Origin of the sequence: Herbihabitans rhizosphaerae, assembly GCF_004216555.1 — a bacterium.
In the GTDB taxonomy this organism is placed as follows: Bacteria; Actinomycetota; Actinomycetes; order Mycobacteriales; family Pseudonocardiaceae; genus Herbihabitans; species Herbihabitans rhizosphaerae.
Map to the genome: position 1 here is coordinate 210,911 of NZ_SGWQ01000005.1, position 22,288 is coordinate 233,198.

The 22,288-nt window shown below is 70.5% G+C and carries 23 protein-coding genes; 9 read left to right on the forward strand and 14 right to left on the reverse strand.

The window, feature by feature from the left end:
• The first annotated feature begins 63 nt into the window (after positions 1-63).
• From EV193_RS17060 to EV193_RS17070, 3 genes are all read left to right on the forward strand, one after another.
• Positions 64-885: a hypothetical protein gene (locus tag EV193_RS17060; protein WP_130345128.1), complete on the forward strand. Its 822-nt coding sequence runs from the start codon at positions 64-66 to the stop codon at positions 883-885.
• A gap of 183 nt (positions 886-1,068) precedes the next feature.
• Positions 1,069-4,692, forward strand: coding sequence for a beta strand repeat-containing protein (locus tag EV193_RS17065; RefSeq protein WP_130345129.1), 3,624 nt, complete (start codon positions 1,069-1,071; stop codon positions 4,690-4,692).
• Between the two features lie 143 nt (positions 4,693-4,835).
• Positions 4,836-5,384: a hypothetical protein gene (locus EV193_RS17070; RefSeq protein WP_130345130.1), complete on the forward strand. Its 549-nt coding sequence runs from the start codon at positions 4,836-4,838 to the stop codon at positions 5,382-5,384.
• 5 nt (positions 5,385-5,389) lie between these two features.
• On the opposite strand, the gene EV193_RS17075 is transcribed toward EV193_RS17070, so the two are convergent.
• The 4 genes from EV193_RS17075 to EV193_RS33360 form a co-directional block, all read right to left on the reverse strand.
• A complete protein-coding gene (locus tag EV193_RS17075) occupies positions 5,390-6,235 on the reverse strand; it encodes a GGDEF domain-containing protein (protein WP_130345131.1) in 846 nt (281 codons plus the stop codon).
• A gap of 153 nt (positions 6,236-6,388) precedes the next feature.
• The gene (locus EV193_RS17080) at positions 6,389-7,561 is read right to left on the reverse strand and encodes a hypothetical protein (protein ID WP_242613450.1); all 1,173 of its coding nucleotides are present in this window, start codon (positions 7,559-7,561) and stop codon (positions 6,389-6,391) included.
• Positions 7,562-7,585: 24 nt separating this feature from the next.
• Positions 7,586-8,431, reverse strand: a complete 846-nt coding sequence (locus EV193_RS17085) for an SAM-dependent methyltransferase (protein ID WP_207222678.1) — start codon at positions 8,429-8,431, stop codon at positions 7,586-7,588.
• Positions 8,432-8,692: 261 nt separating this feature from the next.
• Positions 8,693-8,896: a GNAT family N-acetyltransferase gene (locus EV193_RS33360; RefSeq protein ID WP_165401381.1), complete on the reverse strand. Its 204-nt coding sequence runs from the start codon at positions 8,894-8,896 to the stop codon at positions 8,693-8,695.
• Between the two features lie 56 nt (positions 8,897-8,952).
• Here EV193_RS33360 and EV193_RS17090 point away from each other — a divergent pair, with 56 nt between their 5' ends.
• Positions 8,953-9,498, forward strand: a complete 546-nt coding sequence (locus EV193_RS17090) for a DinB family protein (protein ID WP_130345132.1) — start codon at positions 8,953-8,955, stop codon at positions 9,496-9,498.
• Here EV193_RS17090 and EV193_RS17095 read toward each other — a convergent pair.
• Complete coding sequence (locus EV193_RS17095) at positions 9,491-10,402, reverse strand: RNA polymerase subunit sigma-70 (RefSeq protein WP_130345133.1); 912 nt, start codon at positions 10,400-10,402, stop codon at positions 9,491-9,493. The two genes, EV193_RS17090 and EV193_RS17095, sit on opposite strands and share 8 nt — an antisense overlap.
• Positions 10,403-10,492: 90 nt before the next feature.
• On the opposite strand from EV193_RS17095, the gene EV193_RS17100 reads away from it, so the two are divergent.
• Positions 10,493-10,864 carry a nuclear transport factor 2 family protein gene (locus EV193_RS17100; protein WP_130345134.1) on the forward strand — a complete coding sequence of 124 codons (372 nt, stop codon included), beginning with the start codon at positions 10,493-10,495 and terminating at the stop codon, positions 10,862-10,864.
• Here EV193_RS17100 and EV193_RS17105 read toward each other — a convergent pair.
• Together EV193_RS17105 and EV193_RS17110 are read right to left on the reverse strand one after the other, a co-directional pair.
• Positions 10,809-11,249: a hypothetical protein gene (locus EV193_RS17105; RefSeq protein WP_130345135.1), complete on the reverse strand. Its 441-nt coding sequence runs from the start codon at positions 11,247-11,249 to the stop codon at positions 10,809-10,811. The genes EV193_RS17100 and EV193_RS17105 overlap by 56 nt on opposite strands.
• Before the next feature lie 39 nt (positions 11,250-11,288).
• Entirely contained in the window at positions 11,289-11,555 is a 267-nt protein-coding gene (locus tag EV193_RS17110; RefSeq protein ID WP_130345136.1) for a helix-turn-helix transcriptional regulator, read from the reverse strand.
• Between the two features lie 77 nt (positions 11,556-11,632).
• On the opposite strand from EV193_RS17110, the gene map reads away from it, so the two are divergent.
• Positions 11,633-12,391 carry a type I methionyl aminopeptidase gene (map, locus tag EV193_RS17115; RefSeq protein WP_130345137.1) on the forward strand — a complete coding sequence of 253 codons (759 nt, stop codon included), beginning with the start codon at positions 11,633-11,635 and terminating at the stop codon, positions 12,389-12,391.
• Positions 12,392-12,399: 8 nt separating this feature from the next.
• Here the strand turns inward: map and EV193_RS17120 are convergent, their stop codons facing one another.
• Together EV193_RS17120 and dnaB are read right to left on the reverse strand one after the other, a co-directional pair.
• A complete protein-coding gene (locus EV193_RS17120) occupies positions 12,400-12,678 on the reverse strand; it encodes an LLM class flavin-dependent oxidoreductase (RefSeq protein ID WP_242613451.1) in 279 nt (92 codons plus the stop codon).
• Positions 12,679-12,686: 8 nt separating this feature from the next.
• On the reverse strand, positions 12,687-15,029 hold the full coding sequence (dnaB, locus tag EV193_RS17125) for a replicative DNA helicase (RefSeq protein WP_423202175.1): 2,343 nt from the start codon (positions 15,027-15,029) through the stop codon (positions 12,687-12,689).
• A gap of 388 nt (positions 15,030-15,417) precedes the next feature.
• Between dnaB and EV193_RS17130 the strand changes: the two genes are divergently transcribed.
• A complete protein-coding gene (locus tag EV193_RS17130) occupies positions 15,418-16,920 on the forward strand; it encodes a TniB family NTP-binding protein (protein ID WP_130345139.1) in 1,503 nt (500 codons plus the stop codon).
• 27 nt (positions 16,921-16,947) lie between these two features.
• On the opposite strand, the gene rplI is transcribed toward EV193_RS17130, so the two are convergent.
• The 5 genes from rplI to EV193_RS17155 all read right to left on the reverse strand — a co-directional run bounded on the left by rplI (position 16,948) and on the right by EV193_RS17155 (position 19,859).
• Positions 16,948-17,403, reverse strand: a complete 456-nt coding sequence (rplI, locus tag EV193_RS17135) for a 50S ribosomal protein L9 (RefSeq protein ID WP_130345140.1) — start codon at positions 17,401-17,403, stop codon at positions 16,948-16,950.
• Between the two features lie 13 nt (positions 17,404-17,416).
• Complete coding sequence (rpsR, locus tag EV193_RS17140; RefSeq protein ID WP_130345366.1) at positions 17,417-17,665, reverse strand: 30S ribosomal protein S18; 249 nt, start codon at positions 17,663-17,665, stop codon at positions 17,417-17,419.
• 49 nt (positions 17,666-17,714) lie between these two features.
• The gene (locus tag EV193_RS17145) at positions 17,715-18,233 is read right to left on the reverse strand and encodes a single-stranded DNA-binding protein (RefSeq protein ID WP_130345141.1); all 519 of its coding nucleotides are present in this window, start codon (positions 18,231-18,233) and stop codon (positions 17,715-17,717) included.
• On the reverse strand, positions 18,233-18,544 hold the full coding sequence (gene rpsF / locus EV193_RS17150; RefSeq protein ID WP_130345142.1) for a 30S ribosomal protein S6: 312 nt from the start codon (positions 18,542-18,544) through the stop codon (positions 18,233-18,235). The genes EV193_RS17145 and rpsF overlap by 1 nt, the downstream gene beginning before the upstream one ends.
• 301 nt (positions 18,545-18,845) lie before the next feature.
• Positions 18,846-19,859, reverse strand: coding sequence for a hypothetical protein (locus tag EV193_RS17155; RefSeq protein WP_130345143.1), 1,014 nt, complete (start codon positions 19,857-19,859; stop codon positions 18,846-18,848).
• Positions 19,860-20,056: 197 nt separating this feature from the next.
• On the opposite strand from EV193_RS17155, the gene EV193_RS17160 reads away from it, so the two are divergent.
• Both EV193_RS17160 and EV193_RS17165 read left to right on the forward strand, forming a co-directional pair.
• Entirely contained in the window at positions 20,057-20,824 is a 768-nt protein-coding gene (locus EV193_RS17160) for a deoxyribonuclease IV (RefSeq protein ID WP_130345144.1), read from the forward strand.
• A complete protein-coding gene (locus tag EV193_RS17165; RefSeq protein ID WP_341273170.1) occupies positions 20,824-22,284 on the forward strand; it encodes a glycosyltransferase family 87 protein in 1,461 nt (486 codons plus the stop codon). Before EV193_RS17160 ends, EV193_RS17165 begins: the two co-directional genes overlap by 1 nt.
• Positions 22,285-22,288 lie beyond the last annotated feature (4 nt).

The following is a 22,288-nucleotide window of genomic DNA, read 5'->3' on the forward strand; positions in this document are numbered from 1 at the left end:
GATCCGCCCCATTGCGGCTCGACACCAACCGCCGCGGACGCACCGGTCGAAAGGCACCAGAACGTGGACGAGACAGTCAGGGACAAGCGCGCCGCGATGCGCCGCGCCGTGTCCAGGACGCTGCTCGTCTTCGGTGCCACGATCGCCGGAACCGCGGCGGCGTGGGCGTTCTCGTCCGCCACCGCCGCGGCCGACGAGCGGGTCGCACCCGCGCCCGCACCGGTCCAGGCCCCAGCTTCTTTTCCTGGGGCGCCTGCTGCCCCCGCGGAGGCGCCGGACCTCGACCGGCTGCCGGAGAAGTTCGCCCCGCCGGCCGACGCGCCGAAGCTCACCCCGGAGTCGCTCGCCGACGCCGGTGAGCGGCTCGCCGACGCGGCGGAGAAGTTCGCCGACCGGCTCGACCCCGGTCGCATCGACCCGGCCAAGCCGGTGCCCGGCGTGCCCGCGATGCCCGGCACCGGCGAGCAGGAACAACCGCGGCTCCCCGCGCCCGTGGACAGTCCACAGTGGACACCGCAGGCGTTCCCGGTCCCCACCGCCAGCACGCTCGGCCTGCCCGCGTCCGTTCAGGCGCGCCCGGCCGACGCCCCGTCCGTCCACTTCGGACAGTACGACGACGGCGGCACCCCGCGCCGCGGCCCGCCGTCGCTCGACGCGCCGGTCGTTCCGGCGCCGGTGCTGCCCGGCGAGCCGACCCCGTCCCCACTGGACAAGCCGATTCCCGCCGGCAACGGCGGCACCGCGCAGACCGTCGATCACACCCCGGTCGCCACCCAGTCCATTGTGGACGGTCTGGCCACACCGGCTCGGCACGGCACCGCACCCGTCGTCGGCGGCCCCGCCCCGGCAGACCGCGGCGCACAGCCAGGCGTCACCCCCGACTGACGCTTCGGCGAGCCGGCACGCGCCTCGTTCGCGTGCCCGCACTCGCGCACTCCAGCGCTGATTTCCCCTGGGACAACGCCGTCCCGAACATCCCATGACCCGGGTGGTCATCGCCCCCGAACGACGCGTTCGGCCACCCGTCACACCTCCCGAATTCCGGGACTATGGAAGGAGATTCACTCAATGCAGACCTGGGCGAAGCGTGGAATCCAGACCGCGCTTGTCACTGGCGGTTTGCTGATGCTGGGTACCGGTATCGCCTCAGCCGACGAGAACGTCGACCCGGATCGTCCGGCGTCGCCGCTCGACTTGTCGCTGAAGGTGCCGGTCCACACGGCCAACAACGCGATCGGTACCCCGTTCGGGCAGAAGGACCTGCCCAACATCGACCGCGACATCACGATCAGCGGCGAGCAGCTGACCGGCGCGCTGCCGAAGCCGGCGGCCGACGCGGCCGCACCGGTCACCGACCAGCTGCGCAAGGCCACCTCGGCGGCGGCCCACGGCAAGGCGGCCAAGGCGGCCGGTGACCCGTTCCGCGGCAACCGGGTCGACGGCGACCTCGTCGCGCCGATCGACATCTCCGGCAACGCGATCGCGCTCGGCGGCAACGCCGAGGTGCAGAACACCTCGTCGCAGCAGGCGTACAACTCCTCGCCGGTCACCACCGACGGCACGTCCGGCCCGATCGCCGGCAACGTGGTGAACCTGGACTGGACGCAGCCGGTGCAGATCACCGGCAATGCCGGCAGCTTGATTGGCAACGCCAAGTCGACCAACACCTCCGAGCAGAGCGCGGGCAACGGTGGTGACGTCACCACCGACGGCACCGGGCAGCCGCTGTCCGGCAACGTGCTCAACGGCCAGGCGGCCACGCCGCTGCAGGTCACCGGCAACGCGGTCGCCGGTGGCGGCAACGCGGAGACCGAGAACTACTCCAGCACCGAGGCCGGCTCCATCGGCTCGCTGTTCACCAGCGGCAACGAAGGTGTCGGGTCCGGCAACGTCGGCGCGCTGCCGATCGGCTCGCCGGTCGAGGTCAACGGCCAGGCGCTGTCCGGCCTTGGCAAGGCCAGCTCCATCTCGGACACCGCCGCGGCCGGCGGTGCGGGCTCGGAGAGCGAGGGCCGCAACGGCGTCCCGACCTACATCCAGACCTACGCCGAGCGTGGCGTGCTGTCCGGCAACGTCGGACAGCCGTCGCTGAGCGGCCCGGGCGTGTTGTCCGGCAACTCCGGCAGCCTGATCGGAAAGTCGGACGCGCTCGGCACCACGGACAGCGCGGCCAAGGCGGGCGGCACCAGCCAGTCCTCCGGTGAGGGCTCGGTGCTGTCCGGCACGATCGCCGACGGCCCGGTCGCGCTCCCGGCCGAGGCGTTCGGCAACGCCGCCACGCTGGTCGGCGACGCCAAGTCCAGCCACCAGAACGAGGTCGTCTCGGTGTCCGGCGGCAGCGCCTACACCCGTGGGCACGACAGCGTCGGCGGCGGTTCCATCGTCGCTCCGGCGGCGGCCGTCCCGGCCGACCTGTTCTGCAACGCGGTAGGCGCGATCGGCAACGCCGAGGCCACCAGTTGCGGCAACGACTCGAAGACCGCGGCCGGCGGCCACACCGGCACGACCGGCTCCGGCTCGGTCGTCGGCGGCAACGACGTGGTCGCACCGGTCGCGTTGCCCGTCGAGGGCTTCGCCAACTCCGCGGGCGGCATCGGCACCGCCGCCGCCTCCGGCGAGGAAACGAAGATCACCCGCGCCGGCGGCGACAACAACACCAACGACGACGCGGGCGTGCTCGCGTCGAACCTGGCGCAGGTTCCGGTCGCCGGTCCGCTGCAGGCCTTCGGCAACACCGGCGGCGCGATCGCCAACACCGAGGCCTACGGCGACGGCACCAGCCAGACCACCGCCGGTGGTGACTCGATCGCGCACGGGCCGCTCGGCGTCCTCGCCGGGAACATCGCCCAGGCTCCGGTCGCGCTGCCCGGGCAGGTGCTCGGCCACAGTGTCAACGCCGGCGGCACGAGCGACGGGATGGCGTCCAACGACACCACGTCGACCTCCGGCGGCGACGCCACCACCGACGGCACCGGCGGTGTCGGCACCGGCAACGTCGCGTCCGTCCCGGCAGCGGGCATCGCGCAGTTGTTCGGCAACGCGGCCTCCGCGCTGGGTCTGTCGAAGGCGTCCACCGACAGCACGACCGACTCCACGGCCGGCGGCACGGTGGACACCACCGGCGAGTACGGCACGGTCGCCGGCAACGTCGCCAGCCCGCAGGCCCTCGCGGTCGCCCAGGTCATCCACGACTCTGTCTCGGTGATCGGGTTCAGCACCACGGAGGGCACCAACGACGCCACCGGCACCTCCGGCGGCGACATCACCAGCAACGGTGACCACGGCGTGCTGTCCGGCAACCTGGCCGACGTGCCCGTCGCGGCGCTCGGCCACCTGCAGGGCGACTCGCTGGCGGTGCTCGGGTACGCCGACACCTACGCGGACAGCATCGTGGTCGGCTCGGCCGGCGGCACCTCGGAGACCAGCGGCGACAGCAGCCAGCTCTCCGGGATCGACGGCACCCTGCCGCTCGGCGGCGAGGTGCGGATCTTCGACGTGCCGCTGCCGATCCTCGGCGAGGCGATGGCGGAGGCCACCAACATCACCGACCTCACCGTCGGCGAGGAGCGGCCGCAGCTGAACCTGCCGATCAGCGGTGACGTGCTCCCGGCCAACAAGGTGCCGACCCTGCCCGGCCGGTACCACACGATGGCCGGCAAGCGGCAGGCCGCTGACGTCCCGGCGTTCGGGAGTCTGCCGGTCAACGCGCCGGCCGTGTCGCAGATCGTGGACCAGGTGCGGGTCGCGCTGCCCGGTGGCACGCCGATGATGCCGCGTCCGCTGCCGGCTCTGCCGGGCAAGCAGCGCAGCGTGCCGGCTCTGCCGGGCGGTGACCTGGTGCAGACGGTTCAGGCGGTCGTCGGTCAGCTGACCGGTGGCGTGGCGGCTCCGCAGTTGCCGGGCGTTCCGGCTCTGCCGGGCAAGCAGCGCAACGTCCCGGCCCTGCCGGGCGGTGACCTGGTGCAGACGGTTCAGGCGGTCGTCGGTCAGCTGACCGGTGGCGTGGCGGCTCCGCAGTTGCCGGGCGTTCCGGCTCTGCCGGGCAAGCAGCGCAACGTCCCGGCCCTGCCGGGCGGTGACCTGGTGCAGACGGTTCAGGCGGTCGTCGGTCAGCTGACCGGTGGCGTGGCGGCTCCGCAGTTGCCGGGCGTTCCGGCTCTGCCGGGCAAGCAGCGCAACGTCCCGGCCCTGCCCGGTGGTGACCTGGTGCAGACGGTTCAGGCGGTCGTCGGTCAGCTGACCGGTGGCGTGGCGGCTCCGCAGTTGCCGGGCGTTCCGGCTCTGCCGGGCAAGCAGCGCAACGTGCCCAACGTTCAGCTGCCCGCGGTCGGCCAGTTTCAGGAGACCGTGACCGGGCTGACCGGCAACCTGCCGGCCGCTCCCGGGTTGCCGGGTGTCCCGAGCAAGCAGCGCAACCTGCCCAACCCCAACTTCCAGCTCCCGGCCACCGGCCAGGTGCGGGACGTTGTGACCAAGGTGACCGGCGGGCTGCCCGGCCAGACCGGCCCGATCACCAAGCCGAACGTGAACATCGGCGGCATGCCGGCTGACTCGGCGCTGTCCAACCTGGACGCCGTGCCCGCGATGAACCCGCACGGCATGGTCGACCCGCACGCCATGGTCGACGAGCCCATGCTCACCGACACGGTGAACAAGCTGCGGGCGGCGTTCTCGCACCACCCGATCGGCTGATCAACACCCGCTAGACCGCTCGGCCCCGGGATCCACGCGATCCCGGGGCCGAGCTGCGTGGCGGCGGTCGCCCTCGACTATCTCAGCCGACCTCAGCGTGGCTCTCGTGGGTTGGCTGGCGGTCCGGGTGCTGTACTGGGCGCGTGGATTACTGCAGCTACGAGGAGTTCGGCCGGCGGTTCTTCGAGCACGCGGTCACCGAGGAGCGGATTCTCGGCGCGGTGGCCGGCCTGGCCGGCGAGCCGATCGAGTTCGGCCCGATCGGCGCGGGGCCGGGCAAGATCGCGCAGGTGAGCGCGTCCGGCAAGGTCGGCGCCGCCACGGTCCGCCCGCTGACCAGAGAGCACGTCGCGTTCCTGCTCACCATTCCGGTCGACCTGCTGCTGACCATCAACCTCGGCGGCGCGCACCGGTTCCGCGCCGACGTCGAGGTCCGGCTGACGATCACCGCCCGCGCCGCCGAGCCGCTGCGCGTGGTGATCGACGTGGAGCCGCCGACCAAGGAGAACGTCGTGGTGTCCGTGCGCGCCGAGGGGCTGCGCGCCACGATGATGCGGTACGCCGCCTCGGTGGACGAGGAGATCCGCCGGTTCGTGGCGAAGTACGTGGCCCGCGAGATCGACAAGCCGAAGATCAAGGCGGCACGGGACATCGACGTCGCCGCGCGGATCGACGGCGCCTGGCAGTCCTGATCCGGCTACCGCGGACGTTCAGCCTGGGTGATCATCTCCAGCACGGTCGCCGTGCCGTCACTGGTCGCCCAGCCCGTGTTCACCTTGGGGCACAACGAGATCCTGCCGAGCGCCACCGGCACCTCGATCAGCTCGCGCACCCGGTCGGCGACCGGTTCGCCGGTCCCGTGCGGGTGATCGGCCAGGATCGCGAACGTCGAGCCGGCCAGCCTGGCCACCGTGTGATCGGCCCGCACACCGTCGCGCAGCCGGCGCGCGGTCACGGTCAGCAGCTCGTCGCCGCGGTCGAAGCCCACCCGCTCGTTGATCTCCGACATGCCGCACAGGTCGGCGAGCACGAGGGTGGTCTCGTGCCCGTGCGTGCGGGCGCGGATCAGTGACTGCTCGAGCCGGTCCAGCAGCACCGGACGCGCCGGCAGCCCGGTCAGCGGGTCGAGGAGCCCGGCGGTGTGCGCGACATCGCGGTGCACCGGGCGCAGGAACAGCAGCAGCCTCGGCCGGCCGCGGTGGGCCAGCGGGCGGATCTCCGCGATCAGGTGGCTGTGCGGCCGGCCGTCGATCGTGATCACCACCGGCATGCGCGTCGTGACGTCCGCGCGCAGCACCTGGTTCGCGAGCCGGTGCGTGGACGGCAGTCTCTTGCCGAAGTCGTCGCGCGCCACCCACCCGTCCGGGACCCGCCCGTCCAGCAGATCCGTCGGTGTGATGCCAAGCTGTTCACCGGCCTGGCTGTTCGCGGCCAGCACCTGGCCACGTTCGTCCAGCAGCATGACGCCGGCTGGAAAGTCGGCGACCAGCTCGTCCCAGATCGTTCCGGCCAGGGCCGGTGCCACCGCGGCGACGGTGCTCATCGGTACCCGTACCTTCCGCCGAAGGAAGCCCCTGCAGTGGGTACGAGCCTTCCGTGTACACCCTTGACAGTTCAAGAGCCAGGCACCACCCGTACCGGTGATCTTTTGCCAGATGGCGGGTCGTCCACTATGGACCTGCGGTCACAGGTTTCGTCAGACGGCGAATTTCCACCCGGTCAGGGCGTAGGCGGACAGCCAGCAGCCGAGCAGCACGACCCCGGCGGTCGCCGCGACAGCGGTCGGCAACTTGCGGTTGGCGAGCCCGAGCGCGATCGGGATCAGCAGCGTGAAGCCGGGGATCATGAAGCGCGCCTTGGCGAAGGTGATGCCGGACGCGCCGATCACCATGATCACGATGCCGGCCGAGTACGCGACCAGCGGCCACGGCACGCGCTGGATCGCGGCCAGCACGGTCAACACGATCCCGCCGATCATGACCAGCACGTTGACCGTCTCCATCAGCGAGCTGCCGGACGCCAGCACGTGCCCGAGGAACTTCCACGACTCCTGCCCGCCGTCGAACTCGAAGCCCCACCCGATGCGCTGGATCTCGAACCAGCCCAACAGGTTGCCGGTCTTCCCCGCGACGTAGGACCACCAGCCGATCAGCCCCAGCGGGCACAGCACCATGCAGGCGATCGCCCACGGCCGCCGGCGCCCGTTGATCACCGCGATCAGCGCGGCGATGCCCACCACGGCGACCAGCACGCTCGCCGACGGGCGCGCCAGACCCGCCGCGGCACAACACAATCCGGCCAGCAGCCAGCGCTGCTCCAGCACGCCGACCAGCGCCCACGCGGCGAGGGCGGTGAACAGCGCCTCGGTGTAGGTCATGGACAGCGAGATCGCCAGCGGCGCGCCCGCCCACAGCGCCACCAGCAGCAGCCCCACCCGGTGCCGCCCGTCCAGCCGCGCGCCGATCCGGTAGATCCCGAGCGCCGCGGCGATCCCGGCCAGCGCGCTGACGATCACGCCGGACGGCTCCAGCCCGATGCCGGTGACCGTGTGCACGAAGTCGACCAGCTTCGGGTACGCGGGGAAGAACGCGAGCGCGGTGTGCTCGGTGTGGTTGCCGGCCGCGTCGAGGAAGTTGCTGGGCAGGTCGGCGTACCCGTGCTCGGCGAGGCCGAGGTACCAGTCGCCGTCCCACGCGGTGAGCAGGTCGATGATCTTGCGGTTGTGCTGGTCGGCGAGCAGCCACAGGATCGCCACCCCGACCACGCGCACCAGCGCGAACAGCCCGGCGGCCTGCACGTACGGGTTGGCGTACCAGGCGCGGCCCAGCCGCGTGTCACGTTCCACCGACTCCGACACGACCGTCGCCATGGTCCTCCCCTTCGTCCCCCGGCTCTACACGCCCGACCGCGGCAGTCGGTTCGCCTCGACGAACCCCTCGCCCGGAATGCCCTCGAACGCGCGGCCGTAGTCCAGGTCGGTGGCTCGATGCCAGGTCGTGGCCCAGCCGTGCTCGGCGAGCCAGGACGGCAGCCGCTCGCCGAGCCCGCCGCGCCACAGTGCGGCGTACCCGGCCATGGCCGGATCGGTGTGCGCCCGGTCCAGCATCGAGATCCCCGCGTCGTCCTGGTGCTCCATGGCCAGCCGACTGTCCAGTGTGGACAGCTCGCCGACGGTGCCGAGCAGTGCCGCGGTCTCCTCGGCGGTCAGGTAGATCAGCAGCCCCTCGGCGAGCCACGCGGTCGGCACGGACGGGTCGAAACCCTGCCCGGTGAGCGCGGCGCTCCAGTTCTCACGGAGATCCGCCTGGACCGCGAACCGTTGGCACGTCGGGGAAGCGCCAGCCCCGTCGAGCACCCGGTGCTTGAACGACAGCACCTCGGGGGTGTCCACTTCGAACAGCCGCACGCCGTCCGGCCAGGGCAGCCGGAACGCCCGCGTGTCCAACCCGGCGGCGAGCAACACGACCTGGCGGCAGCCCCCGGCGCACGCCTTGAGCAGGTATTCGTCGAAGAACCGGGTGCGGACGGTCCCGTGCTCGATCAACGCGGTCACCAGTTCGGTGGGGTTGTTCGCCGCCGCCCGGTACTCCTCCACCATGTCCGGCGCGGCGGCCAGAAACGCCCGCGCGTACGGGTCGTCGAACAGCCGGTCCGGCCGGGCGCTCTCGGAGGCCCGCATGGCGGCCACCGCCAGCGCCGTGCGCCCCACCCCGGTCGGCGCGTCGTTCGTGGAGTCCACAGTGGAGCAGGCTACGCGTCCGCCAGGTGTGCTTGCCGCGAAGTTGTCACGGCCGTCGGTTCGACCTCGGCGTGGTTTGCGCTCGGTGCGGTCAACACACCCGGCTGCGCGAAGTCGGGTAGGTGGGCCGCAGGTAGGTGGGCCGGCAGGCGGCTTGGGTCTGGTCGACCCCGCGGATCTCGCCGAGGTGGTGGAACTCCTTGCCACGCTTGCCAAAACGGCCAAGCAACGCGGCGATCGGCTGTACTGCTGGGTGTGTGTCTAGATACATGGCGCTGGCCATGGTGGAGACCGGCGGCGATCCCGGCCACGCGCCCGCTCGGCGTCCACGCGCAGGAACGGTTTGCCCATCGGCGTGAATCGCTGGATGTCGGGATCCTGGCAGGCCAGGTACACGGCGTCGGCGTCGTCGGGGGTGAACGGGCGCAGCTCCGGCCGCTCGGTGCGCAGTGTCACGGGTTCCACGGCATCGCAGTGTCACGGTGGATCGCCTGGCGGGCAACCGGGTTACGGTGTCCGCCATGAGCGACACCCCGTGGGAGCCGCCGCTTGCCGGGACCGAGGTGGAGCACCTGCTCGGCGCGCTGGAGCGGATGCGCGCGACGTTCCGGTGGAAGGCCGACGGTCTCGACGAGGCCGGGCTGCGCACCCGGATCGGCGCGTCTTCGCTGACCCTCGGCGGTCTGCTCAAGCACCTGGCCGCGGTCGAGGAGCACGTGTCCCGGACCAAGCTGAGTGGCGAGCCGATCGGCCCGCCCTGGCAGGGCCACGACTTCGACTGGCCGTTCACCTCCGCCGAGGACGATCCGCCGGCAGAGCTGTACGCGCTGTGGGACGGCGCGGTCGAACGCTCCCGGGCGCGGCTGTCCGCCGCACTCGTGGTCGGCGGGCTCGACCAGTCCGTGCACGTGTCCGGGCCGGACGGCCGACACGCCAGCCTGCGCCGCCTGATCTGCGACCTGATCGAGGAGTACGGCCGGCACACCGGGCACGCCGACCTGCTGCGCGAGGCCGTCGACGGCCGGGTCGGCGAGGACCCGCCACCGGGCTGGCGGCCGACTAGCTGAACAGGTCCGCCGGCGCGTGGGCGAAGAACCGGGTGATACCGGCGATTCGGGTGCCGCTCAGGGTGAGCACGAACAGGCCGGCGTCGATCGCCGGCTCGCCCGGCGCGATGATGCGGCTGGTGAACGCGGGCTGCGTGTTGGCCCGCGTCGGGGTCAACTCGAAGCGGCGGTGCGCGACCCAGTTCAGGTCGGCCCGCATGAACGCGGCGATCGCGTCCCGGCCGTGGTACTCGTGCGGCGCCGGCGGCATCGTGAGCCATGCCTGATCGGTGAGCAATTCGATCACGCCGTCGACGTCGTCGGAGGTGAGCGCGTCGGCGAACCGCCGGCCGAGGTCCTGCTCCTCGGCGGAGGCCGGCCGCGGCTCGGTGGTGTCCTGGTCGAGTGCCGCGCGGGCCCGCTGCAGCAGCCCCTTCACGGCGGTGTCGCCGGTGTCCAGCATCCGCGCCACCTCGTCGAGCGGGAAGCCCAGCACGTCCCGGAGCACGAGCGCCGCGGTCTGCCTCGGCGGGAGGCGCTGCAGTCCGGCGATGAACGCCAGCTCCACGGATTCCTTTGCGGTGTAACGGATTTCGGGCTCGAGCAGCGCGTCCGGGTACGGCTGCAGCCAGGTGATCTCGGAGCGGCGGTTGGGCTCCGGCGCATCGAACGGCGGCACCGGCTCGGGCGGCCGGCGGCGGCGCGCGTCCCGCATCGCGTTCAGGCAGCGGTTGGTGGCGATCCGGTAGAGCCAGGTGCGCGGCGAGGACCGGCCGGCGAAGTCGCCGATGCCGCGCCACGCCGCGAGCAGCGTCTCCTGCAGCACGTCCTCGGCGTCGGTCAGTGAGCCGAGCATCCGGTAGCAGTGCAGCAGCAACTCGCGCCGGTAGGGCTCGGTGAGCTCGCGGAAGTCATCGTCGCGCACCGGAGCATCGTGTCAGTTCGCACCGACCGTTCCGTTCGCCGCCCGGGTGGTGTCAATACAGGTGCAAGGACCGAACGGAAAGGAATCACCATGAGTAACAGCCCCGCCCTGGACACCGTGCTCGCCTACCACCGCGCCTGGAGCGCGCACGACTTCGAGCACGCGATGACCTATGTCGCCGACGACATCGTGTGCGACGCGCCGGCCGGGCGCGTGGAAGGCGCGGACGCGTTCCGCGAGTTCTTCGGGCCGTTCGTGCAGATCATGCGGGAGGCGCGAATGCTGGCCGCGTTCGGCGACGACGAGACCGCGTTGATCATGTACGACACGGTGACGATCCCGGTGGCCAGCGCGCCGGGCGCGGAGCGGATCACCGTGCGGGACGGCAAGATCACGCACATCCAGATCATCTTCGACCGCGCGCCGTTCGAGGCTGCCCATGCGGCGGCCGAGGCGTCGTAGTCGACCTGAGCTCGGCGGCCTGTCGGTAGTACTGGTTCGACGGGGGCAGATAAACCAGGACTGCGCCGGCCGCGAAGAGCGCTGTGCCGATCAGGACGTAGGTCGCGGCCTGCCCCATCGTCTCGTGGTCCACGTTCTCGACTGCGCCCGGCAGCCACTGGATCGTCAGGAAGGCCAGCACGGCGACCGAGGTCGCGCGGGCCCAGTTGAACCGAATCGCCAGCAGGGAGATCAGCACGGCCACTGAAGGGAGGCCCGTCTCCTGACTTCCCGGCCCACCGAGGTTCGACGCGGTCATGCCGAACAGCAGAGCCGCCAGTGGCAGAACAACGAGGGCGGCGATCAGCGCGGGCGGGCGCTTCGGACGCGGTGCCGGCTCGGTCATGCGCTCAGTGTGCGCACCTAATCAGGGACCGGTCCCTGATTAGGAGGCCGCGTCGAGCCGCAGGCCATCGCGCCATGCGGCGGCCAGGTCCTGTATCGGCAGGTCGAGTACCTCGCTGAGGCAGGCGATCGTGCCGAACGAGGGGGTCGGGAGCCGACCGGTCTCGATCTTGCGCAAGGTCTCCGACGACATGCCGGCCGCGCATGCCACCTCACCGAGATCGCGGTCCGCTCGCGCCGCACGCAGCAGCCGTCCGAGACGCCTGCCGGCCTCGATCTGTTCGGGCGTGAGCGGATTGCGAACCACGGCACCAGAATACGACTGGTATTTTAATACCGCAAGCGCTACGTTGGTATTATTATACCGACGGCGTGAGGGTGCCCATGATCGAGTTGAAGTCGCCCACGGAGATCGAGCGAATGCGCACCACCGGGCGGTTCGTCGCCCAGATCCTGTCCGAGCTCGGCGAACTCGCCGACGTGGGTGTCAACCTCCTCGACCTGGAACACCACGTCCGGGGCCGGATCCGCCAGCGCGGAGCGCGATCCTGCTACTGGGACTACGCCCCGTCCTTCGGGCGCGGCCCGTTCCGCAACGTCATCTGCCTGTCGGTCAACGACGCGGTGCTCCACGGACTGCCCCACGACTACGCGCTGCGCGACGGGGACATGCTCACCATGGACTTCGCGGTCGGGATCGACGGCTGGGTCGCGGACGCCGCCCGCACCGTCATCGTGGGCACGCCGGCCGACGATGACCTGCGACTCCTCCGCGCGACCGAAGAAGCGCTCGCCGCCGGCATCGAGGCCGCGAGGCCGGGCAACCGGCTGGGCGACATCTCGGCGGCGATCGAGGCGGTCGCCACCGGCCACGGCTACCCGATCAACACGGAGTTCGGCGGCCACGGGCTCGGACGGACGATGCACGAGGATCCCCATGTCCCCAACTCGGGCCGCGCGGGCCGCGGCCTCACGCTCCGAGCGGGCATGACCCTGGCACTCGAACCCTGGTTCGCCCGCACCACCGACCGGATCGTCTTCGACCCCGACGGCTGGACCATCCGCTCGGCCGACGGTTCGCGTACCGCCCACTGCGAGCACACGATCGCGATCACCGACGACGGCCCCCTGGTGCTCACCTGACGCTTCGCTCAGGTGAGGAGTTTCGCGAGCTGGGCCATCTCGGCGGGCGCGTTGAGGCTGGCGAACCCGCTCGCGGCGGCCGGGGCCGAGCGCAGCGCCGGTGAGGTCACGCCGACACCGAGCCTGATGCGGCTGGTGGCCTTCGCGCACAGTCCCAGGGCGACGAAGGGGTCGCCGTGGACCATCGGGGTGTCGTTGACCCACAAGCTGTGCAGGCCCAACTCCTCGGCCAGCACGGCGAGGTCCTCCACACCGGGGTGTGCCGTGACCACGACGCCCGCACGCATTCGGCCGCCTAACCCTGGGCGAGGTCGGCGAACCGGCTGTAGTGCAACTGGTGCGCGACGGTGATCGTGGCCTGCGGGCCGGCACGGTGCTTGGCCAGGATCAGGTCGGCCTCGCCGGCTCGCGGGTCGTCGCGCTCCCAGGCGTCCGGGCGGTGGATCAGCATCACCATGTCGGCGTCCTGCTCCAGTGATCCGGATTCACGCAGGTCGGCCAGCATCGGGCGCTTGTCGGTGCGCTGCTCGGGACCACGGTTCAGCTGACTGATCGCCACCACCGGCACCTCGAGCTCCTTGGCCAGCAGCTTCAACTGCCGGGAGAACTCCGACACCTCCTGCTGCCGGGACTCGACGCGCTTGCCGGAGGTCATCAGCTGCATGTAGTCGAGAATGATCAGCTTGAGATCGTTGCGCTGCTTGAGCCTTCTCGCCTTCGCGCGGATCTCCATCATGGTCATGTTCGGCGAGTCGTCGACGAACAGCGGCGCCTCGCTGATCTCGCTCATCCGCCGCGCGAGCCTGGTCCAGTCGTCGTCGGACATGCGACCGCCGCGCATGTCGGCGAGCCTGATCCGGGCCTCGGCGGACAGCATGCGCATCACGATCTCGGTGCGGCTCATTTCCAGCGAGAAGATCACGCTGGTCAAACCGTGCTTCACCGAGCAGGACCGGGCGAAGTCCAGCCCGAGGGTGGAGTTGTGCGTCGGGATCATGGACCGGCCGGCCAGGTACATGTGGTCGACGTTGTCCACCTCGACGCAGCGCACCGGCACGCTGTCCACCGCGCGCACCGCGACGATCCGCCGTCCATTGTGGACAGTGGGCCGGGTTTGCTTGTGCGGCAGGCGTTTCCACTCCACGGAGAACACGTCGTCGTCGGTGGTGATGGTGACGGTGTGGCTCGCGGTGTGCTCGCCGACCGGGGTGGAGCTCAGCTCGCCGGTGTACCCGAGGCCGACGCACAGATCGTGCACGTCGCGGGCCAACTGCCCGGTGGGCAGTGCCAGCCGCACCGCCCCGGTGGGGGTGATCGTCGCCTCGGCGTCCAGCAGGCCGGCCAGCAGCGCCCGCCGCTGGTACACCGACGCGCGGAGGTACTCGAGGGGAATGTGCCTGTCCCCCAACACGTTCAGGCCCTGGAGGCGATCGAGGACACACGGCTGGGACGGCTCGCCGTGCGCCAGTTCGTGCAGTGTGCCGGCGACCCGCGTCGCCCGCACGCCCTCGGCCTCCACGCGCAGCACGATCTCGTCGTCGGCGGCGTGGAACAGCGGCGTCGCGCCCACCCCGGAGGCGAGCCAGACACCGAGCACGTACGGCGCGACCGGCAGCCGCTGCTCCACGTTGGCCAGCGGATCGGCGTTGGGCACCGAGTGCTCCAGCGACATCGAGCCGGCGATCTCCTCGGTGGTGCGGATCGCGCGCTGGCCGGTGCTGGTGTCGGTGAGCCACTGGTGCTGCGCGTCCGCGACGAGCAACTCGCCGTCGGAGAATTCGACCTGGTAGCAAGGCCTTTCGTGCATCACCTCGGTCGCGGCGACGACCCGCGTCGGGTACCCGTCCGGGCCGACGAGCGCGTCGCCGACCGCGACCTCGCCCATGGTCGTCCAGCCGCTCGGGGTGGGCAGCGGGGTGTCCAGCGCCAGCGCCTTGCCGACACCGGGACGGGCCGCGACGATGATCATCTGGCCGGGGTGCAGGCCGTTGGTCACCTCGTCCAGATCGACGAAACCCGTTGGCACACCGAGAGAAGCGCCGTCCCGGGAGGCGATCGCGTCGATCTCGTCCATGGTCGGCTGGAGCAGTTCCTCCAGCGCGACGTAGTCCTCGCTCATCCGGCGCTCGGTGACGTCGTAGATCGCCGCCTGCGCGCGGTCGACCACCTCGTTGACGTCGCTGCCCTCCGCGCCGGCGTAGCCGAGCTGCACCACTCGGGTGCCCGCCTCGACGAGCCGGCGCAGCACCGCCTTCTCCGAGACGATCTCCGCGTAGTAGCCGGCGTTCGCGGCGGTCGGCACGGTGGCGATCAGCGTGTGCAGGTACGGCGCGCCGCCCACCCGGCGCAGCTCGTTCTGCCGTTCGAGCACGTTGGACACGGTGATCGGGTCGGCCGGCTCGCCGCGCCCGTACAGATCGAGGATGCAGTCGTAGATGATCTGGTGCGCCGGGCGGTAGAAGTCGGTCGGGCCGATCACCTCGACCACGTCGGCGATCGCGTCCTTGGACAGCATCATGCCGCCGAGCACGGACTGCTCGGCCGCCAGATCCTGTGGCGGCTGACGGTCCAGGGAAGGTTCGGGACCACCGCCGCTCATCGACGATGGCACCGCTCCCCGGTCGTCCGTGATCGCCAACGTGCAGCCCCTAACTCATCGCCTTGCGCCACTCTATCGAACGGGCGTTCGACCTTCGCGCATTTCTCCGGTCGACACCCCGCGCGGAAGTTAGGTCCGCCTGCCCATGGGGCGCAAACCGTCCTGGGGACTGCGTGGGGACAGGTTGAGGGCAGCCTGTGGATGCGCGGCTGAGAACCTGCCCCGGTCGGGTGACAAGCTGTGGACAACCTGGGGACAACTCGGTTGATCGGATCAGTTTCCGCAGGTCAGGTCCTGTGGATAAGTTGGGGACAAAATTCGCCTCGATTCCCTCGGCGTGTCGCGTGAAAACCGGTCGTCGGTGTGTCGCGGGAGCCTCGCGCCACTAGCCTGATCGGCCGGATGATCGGTGACGGCTGGGGGGTTCATGGCGGCTCGACTGGCGGCGTTGGTGGCGTGTCCGAGCGAGGTCTATCTGCTCGACGAACCGGACAAAACGCTCGCCAAAATGACCGACGCGGACCGGGCGACACTGCGCGCGACAGCCGCCGGCGGACCGGAGGTCGAACGTGTCGCCGCCGCGATCGTGCTGGCCCGCGCCGGTGACGAGCACGCCGCCGCCGCGCTCGCCGAGGTGATCACCGATCCGGTCTGCCGGCGCGAGGCGCACCTGCACCTCAACCACCTCGGCCGGATCGCGTTCGCCGCGCACGCCGACCTGCTCACGCCGTGGCTGCTGGACCTGCTCGACAACGGCGACGAGGTGGACCGCCGCAGTGCCGCCGGCAGTTGCGGCTACCTGCGCGTGTCGGCGGCCGGGCCGAGGATGCTGCGGCTGGCGCGCGAGGGGATCGCCGCGATCCGTGCCGGCGGCGAGCACTCGTGGGACCCGCAGTGGTTCCTGCACTGGGCGGCCGAGGCGTGGCCCACCCGCGAGGTGTCCGACGAGGTGCGCGCCTGGATGGACCGGGACGACTACCGCCCGGTCGAGGCGATCCCGCCGCTCGCCGCGCGCGGTTTCGAGTGGGCGCTGCGTTGGTGCGCGGAAAACGTTGGCGCGCATGGGATTTCGAGCGCGGCCGACGCGCTGGTGGAACGCGGTGCGGACAGCGTGCCGCTGCTGGAGGAGGCGCTGCGGGTGCCGCGCCCGGCCGGCGGCGCGCTGGTGACGCTGGCCCGCATCGACCTCGCGAAGGCCGGTGCGCACGCCCGCGCGGACTGGCCGCTGTTCCCCGAGCAGGCTGCGGAGGTGCTCGGCGAGGCGCACGCGGGTACGGCCGACGACGGCGTGGTCGACCTGGTGCTCACGATTCTCGATCGCGAGCGGTACGTCGAGGAGACCTGCGCCCAGGCGCTGGTGCGCATCGGCGGCCCGCGTGCGCTGGCCGGCGCGGTGCGTGCGGTCGAACTGCTCGCCGAGCGCGATCCGTACCACGACGATCTGCGCCGGCTGCGGAGTTTGGTGCGGGGTGCGTCACCGGCGAGGCCGATCGCCGCGAGCATGGTGCGCGCCGGGCTGGTGTCCAAGGAGATCGCCGACGAGGTCGCGATCGAGCTCGCGGCGGCGGGCGAGCCGGTCGCGCCGGACGAGGTGATGGTGGCCGCGTTCGACCGTGCCGGGCTGCTGGTCACCGTCGACCCGGAAAGCGGATTCGTGCCGGTGCCCTACGACCGTCTGCTGTCCCGGCTCGCCGCGATCTCCGGCGCCGTGGCCGAGGCCGTCACGCTGGACGGCGATCGTTTTTCCTTCGTGCACAACGGAATCCTGCACGCCTGGACGATCGATCCGGACACCGACTGGTACGACACGCACATCGTGTGGGAAGTGGCCGACCTGCTCTCGTTCGTCCACATCGGACAGTCGCGGTACGTGTACGCGGACCCCGACGCGCTCGACGAGTTCATGAACACGACGAAGCCCCCGACCTGATGGCCGGGGGCAACGTGTGAGAACAGGTCAGGCGTTCGGGGTGACGTCCAGGTGGAACACGACCGTCACGTCCGGGTGCAGGCGCGCCGCCACGGCGTGCTTGCCGACCTTCTTGATGTGCTTCTCGAACTCGAGCGTGCGCTTGTCCAGCGTGGGGCCGCCGGCCCGCTTCAACGCGGTCACCACGTCGGCCGTGGTCACCGAGCCGAACAGCTTGCCGGAGCCGGACGCGGCCTTGGCCTTGAGCGCGACCGGGCTGACGCCCTCGATCTGCGCCTTCAATTCCTTGGCGTGGTCCAGGTCGCGCACCCGGCGCTGGTCCTGCGAGCGCCGGATCAACTGGACCTGCTTCTCGGCGCCCTTGGTGGCCACGATGGCCAGGCCGCGGGGCAGCAGGAAATTGCGGCCGTAGCCGTTCTTCACCTCGACGATGTCACCGGGACCGCCGAGGCCGCTCACGTCAGCGGTGAGGATCAGCTTCATGTCGGTCTCCTGGTCAGCGTGCGGTCGAGGTGTACGGCAGCAGCGCCATCTCGCGGGCGTTCTTGACCGCGATCGCGACGTCGCGCTGGTGCTGGCTGCAATTACCGGTCACCCGACGAGCGCGGATCTTGCCGCGGTCGGAGATGTACTTGCGCAGCAGCGTGGTGTCCTTGTAGTCGATGTCCACCGGACGCTTCTTCTTCTCGTCCTTGCAGAAGACACAGACCTTCTTTTTAGGCTTACGAATAGGTGGCTTGGCCACGGTCATTCTCCCGAATCAATGCGTGAAGTCTGGAACTGGAACTGTCGGATCAGAACGGGGGCTCGTCGGAGAAGCCTCCGCCGCCGCCCTGTGCGCCGCCGCCACCGCCGGCCGGGGGCGCTGAGCCCCACGGGTCGTCGGCCGGGGCGCCGCCGCCCTGCTGCGAGCCTCCGCCACCGCCGAAGCCGCCTCCGCCGCCACCGCGGCTGACCTTGTTCACCTTCGCGGTCGCGTATTTCAGCGACGGGCCGACCTCGTCGACGTCCATCTCGATGACCGTGCGCTTCTCGCCCTCACGGGTCTCGAACGAACGCTGCTTGAGCCTGCCCTGCACCACGACGCGCGCGCCTCGGGTGAGCGACTCGGCCACGTTCTCCGCCGCCTGCCGCCAGATCGAGCAGCGCAGGAAGAGTGCCTCGCCGTCCTTCCACTCGCCCGAGTTCTTGTCGAACGTGCGGGGAGTCGACGCGACGGTGAAGCTCGCCACCGCGGCGCCGGACGGGGTGAACCGCAGCTCCGGGTCGGCGGTCAGGTTGCCGACCACCGTGATTACCGTCTCGCCCGCCATCAGCTCGCCTTGGCTGGTGCCTTGGCCGGTTCGCGCCGCATGACCTTGGTCCGCAGCACCGACTCGTTCAGCGACAGCTGGCGGTCCAGCTCCTTCACCGCGTCGGGATCGGCGTTGAGATCCAGCACGGCGTAGATGCCCTCGCTGTTCTTGGCGATCTCGAACGACAACCGACGCTTGCCCCAGATTTCGACCTTCTCCACGCTTCCGCCCGAAGTGCGGATGACGTTGAGGAAGCTCTCCAGCGACGGTGCGACGGTGCGCTCGTCGAGACTGGGGTCGAGGATGACCATTACCTCGTAATGACGCATGAAGACCACTCACCTCCTGTGGACTCGCGGCCACGGACTCTCCGTGGCAGGAGGGGTCTTACAGAGCGCAGTCTATAACTCGGGCAAAATCCGCCGTCGTCCGGCTCCGCCGGAACGGCCTGTGGTTGCTTTGAATGAGTGGTCACCGGCCGGTGTTGGTGGGCTGCGGGTTGCTTGGGTGGCTGGGTCGACGCCTTCGGCGTGGCGGCGGTCGCCCTCGACTTCGAGGGCGACCACAGCGTGGCTTTCGCTCGGTGTGGTCAACACACCCGGCTGCGTGGAGTCGGATAGGCGGTTCTCCTCAGGTGAGGGAACGGCGGAGGACCCAGGTGCGCACCAGTGCGGCGGTCAGGCCGGACAGCGCGAGCACGGCCAGCAGCACCGGCAGCGCCACCTTTCCGTTGCCGGACAACGGTTCCAGCGCCTCGGCGTGCCCGGCGGCCTGCACGCCGTCCGGCGGCGGGGCCTGGTTGCCGAGGATGCCGAAGGTCGGCGAGTAGCCCGGAACACCGCCGCCGTAGCGGAACGCGGGCGACGGCGCCCACGCACCCGGCGTGGCGAACGGGATCGAGCTGTAGTCGGCCATCGGCGAGCGGCCGAAGTCGAAACCGGAGCCGTACATGCCGAACGCGCCGGGCGCGAACCCGCCGATCACCGGGAAGTTCGGCGCCGGCATGCCGGGCGCGCCCGTACCGGGCAACGGCTGGCCGGCGTTCGGCGGCGGGGTGCCGCCCTGGGTCGGAGGGGTGCCGGGGTTGGGCTTCGGCTTGGCGCCCACCGGCAGGCCGAGTTGCTGCTGCATCTGCTGGGACTGGTCGGCGATCGCGCCGGTGCCGTTCTGGATCGGCGCCGTCACCGCGTTCGCGCCCGATACCGCGATGCCGCACAAGCGGGACAACGTGCTCTGCACACCGGAGAACACCTGACCGACGACTCCCCCGAGGAGTGGGATCGGGAGGTTCTTGACAGCGTTCCCGACAGCGGTGCCGATCGTGCCGCCGGTGATGTAGCTGTTCCCATTGGGAAGCGCGCCGATCGGAATTGCCGGCAATGACGCGAAGGCGCCCGAAACCTGTCCGGCGAGCACATCGCCGATTAGCGGGACCGCGCGAGCCACATTGACGACGGGTGACAGGACCGCCGACGGGCTCAGGGACACCGGCTGGCCAGGGGTGCCATTGATACTTGTCGAGCAGTCGCCGACGACGATCGGCTGGGCGGCGTTGGCCGTGCCGGAGCTGGCCAGCAGACCGGCGGTCATCAGGCCCACGACGAGCGCCATCGCGGCAGAGAAGGTCTTCGCTCGCGCCCGCATCGTCAGCCCTCCGTGTCTCTACCGGCCGGTAGCCCTACACATGTCAACGAAGGTAGTGCCGATAAGTGACGGTGACCAGGCTGAACGGTTACAAACGCCAACCACCGACGACCGGGTTACCCCAAGTGGAGCAGTGCCAGTCAAGGGTACCCACCACCGGCCGGGCTGTCGCGGCACGCAGACTAGGCTCGCAGGCCATGGACATCGGCGCCCACGTCCGGGACGACGACCCGATCGGCGCGGCGCGCGATCGCGACGCCACTGTGGTGCAGTTCTTCCTCTCCGACCCGCAGGGTTGGGAGAAGCCCAAACCGCACCCGCAGACCGACGAGCTGCTGGCCTCGGACCTCACCGTCTTCGTGCACTCGCCGTACCGGGTCAACCTGGCCAGCACGAACAACCGCATCCGGATCCCGTCCCGCAAGCTCGTCGCGCAGCACGCCACGGGTGCCGCGACGGTCGGCGCCAAGGGGCTGGTCGTGCACGGCGGGCACGTGGACGCCGACGCCGATCCCGAGGTCGGGGTGGACAACTGGCGCAAGTTCTTCTCCCGGCAGGCCGAGGCGGGCGGCTTCGACGTGCCGATCTTGATCGAGAACACCGCCGGCGGCGAGAAGGCCATGGCGCGCAGCCTGGAGATGATCACCCGCCTGTGGGACGCCGTCGGCGAGTACGAGCCCGGGTTCGTGCTGGACACCTGCCACGCGTTCGCCGCCGGTGAGGACCTGGTCGGCATCGTGGACCGGGTGAAGGCGATCACCGGGCGCATCGATCTCGTGCACCTGAACAGCTCGCGTGACGAGTTCGGCTCGTGGCGCGACCGGCACGCCAACATCGCGAAGGGCACGATCGCCGCGGACCAGCTGGTCGCGGTGGTCGAAGCCGCCGGCGCGCCGGTCGTGGTGGAGACACCCTCGGAGGGCCAGGCCGACGACATCGCCTACCTGCGCGAGGCACTGGCCTGATGACCAGCGTGCAGTCCGACGAGTCGACCGAACCCCAGAAGAAACCCGGGCATCCAGTGGAACCGACCAGCGCCCCGACCCCTCGGCGCACCATGAGCAACGCCGCCCGGCTGGGCACCGGCGCGCTCGTGCTGCTGATCGTGCTGTGCGGGTTGACGCTGATCGCCGGATTCCTCAACAAGGACCGGTGCAGCGGCCCGTCGTTCGACTCGCAGGGGCGCAGCGAGCCGGAGCTGTCGCGCCGGCACACCGGCGAGTTCTGCTACTCCGACATCGCGTTCCTCTGGGTCGGCCGGGACATCAACAACCACGTCTTCCCGTACATCCACGGTCGGCTGGACGAGAAGAACATGCCGGTCGGCGGCGTCGTGGAGTACCCGGTACTGACCGGCGTGCTGATCTGGGCCGGCGCCATCCTGGCCACCAACGACGCGCAGTTCCTGTTCTTCTCCGGCCTGCTGCTGGCGCCGTTCGGGCTGCTGATCGCCTGGCAGCTCGGCCGGCTGTCGCGCTGGCGAGCACTGTTGTGGGCACTCGGTCCACCGCTGATCCTGTACGCGTTCCACAACTGGGATCTGCCGGTCGTGGCCACCGCGGTCGCCGCCGTCTACGTGATGCACCGCGGCTGGGGCAGAGCCGGCGTGCACAGACCGCTCATGCACCGGGCGATCGTGGCCGCCGTGCTGCTCGGCCTCGGGTTCGCACTCAAGCTGTACCCGGCGCTTTTCGTGCTGCCACTGATGTTCTACGTGTTCACCGGCGGTCGCGGCGGTCTGGAGTTGCCCGCCGGCAAGCGGTACGACACGCGTGGCGCGCTGCGGGTGGCCGGCGTCGCGGCCGGCACGGTCGTGCTGGCCAACCTGCCGTTCGCGGTGCTCGGCTTCGAGGGGTGGAAGGCGTCGTTCGTCTTCCAGGGGCTGCGCCGCGCGGACGTCACCACCAACTCGATCTGGTACTGGGGTTTCCGCCCCGGCTCGGACAATCCGGGCACTCAGACCCTGATCAGTGTGCTGTCGCCGACGCTGATGGTGATCTCGTTCGCGGTGGCGTGCCTGATCGGCTGGCGGCGGTACAAGCGCGAGGGCACCTACCCGTGGATCGCGGTGTCGGCCGCGATGCTGTGCGGGTTCCTGTTGCTGCACAAGGTTCACTCGCCGCAGTACACGCTGTGGATCCTGCCGATGTTCGTGCTGATGAACATCCGGTGGGGCTGGATCGCCGCGTACCTGTTCGCCGATATCGCGATGGGCATCGGCATCTTCGTCTATTACGAGGCGGGCATCTTCGGCAAGCCCGACGGCATCCAGGACGGGCTCGCCGCGCAGGCGGTGGTGGTCGGCGTGTGGGGTCGCGCCGCGCTGCTGATCGGTCTGTTCTTCGCGTTCCTCGCGGCGAGATCGACGGTCGACGAGGAGGCCGACGGCGAGCCGGCTGATCAGGTCGCGAGCCGACCTGCTTGACTTG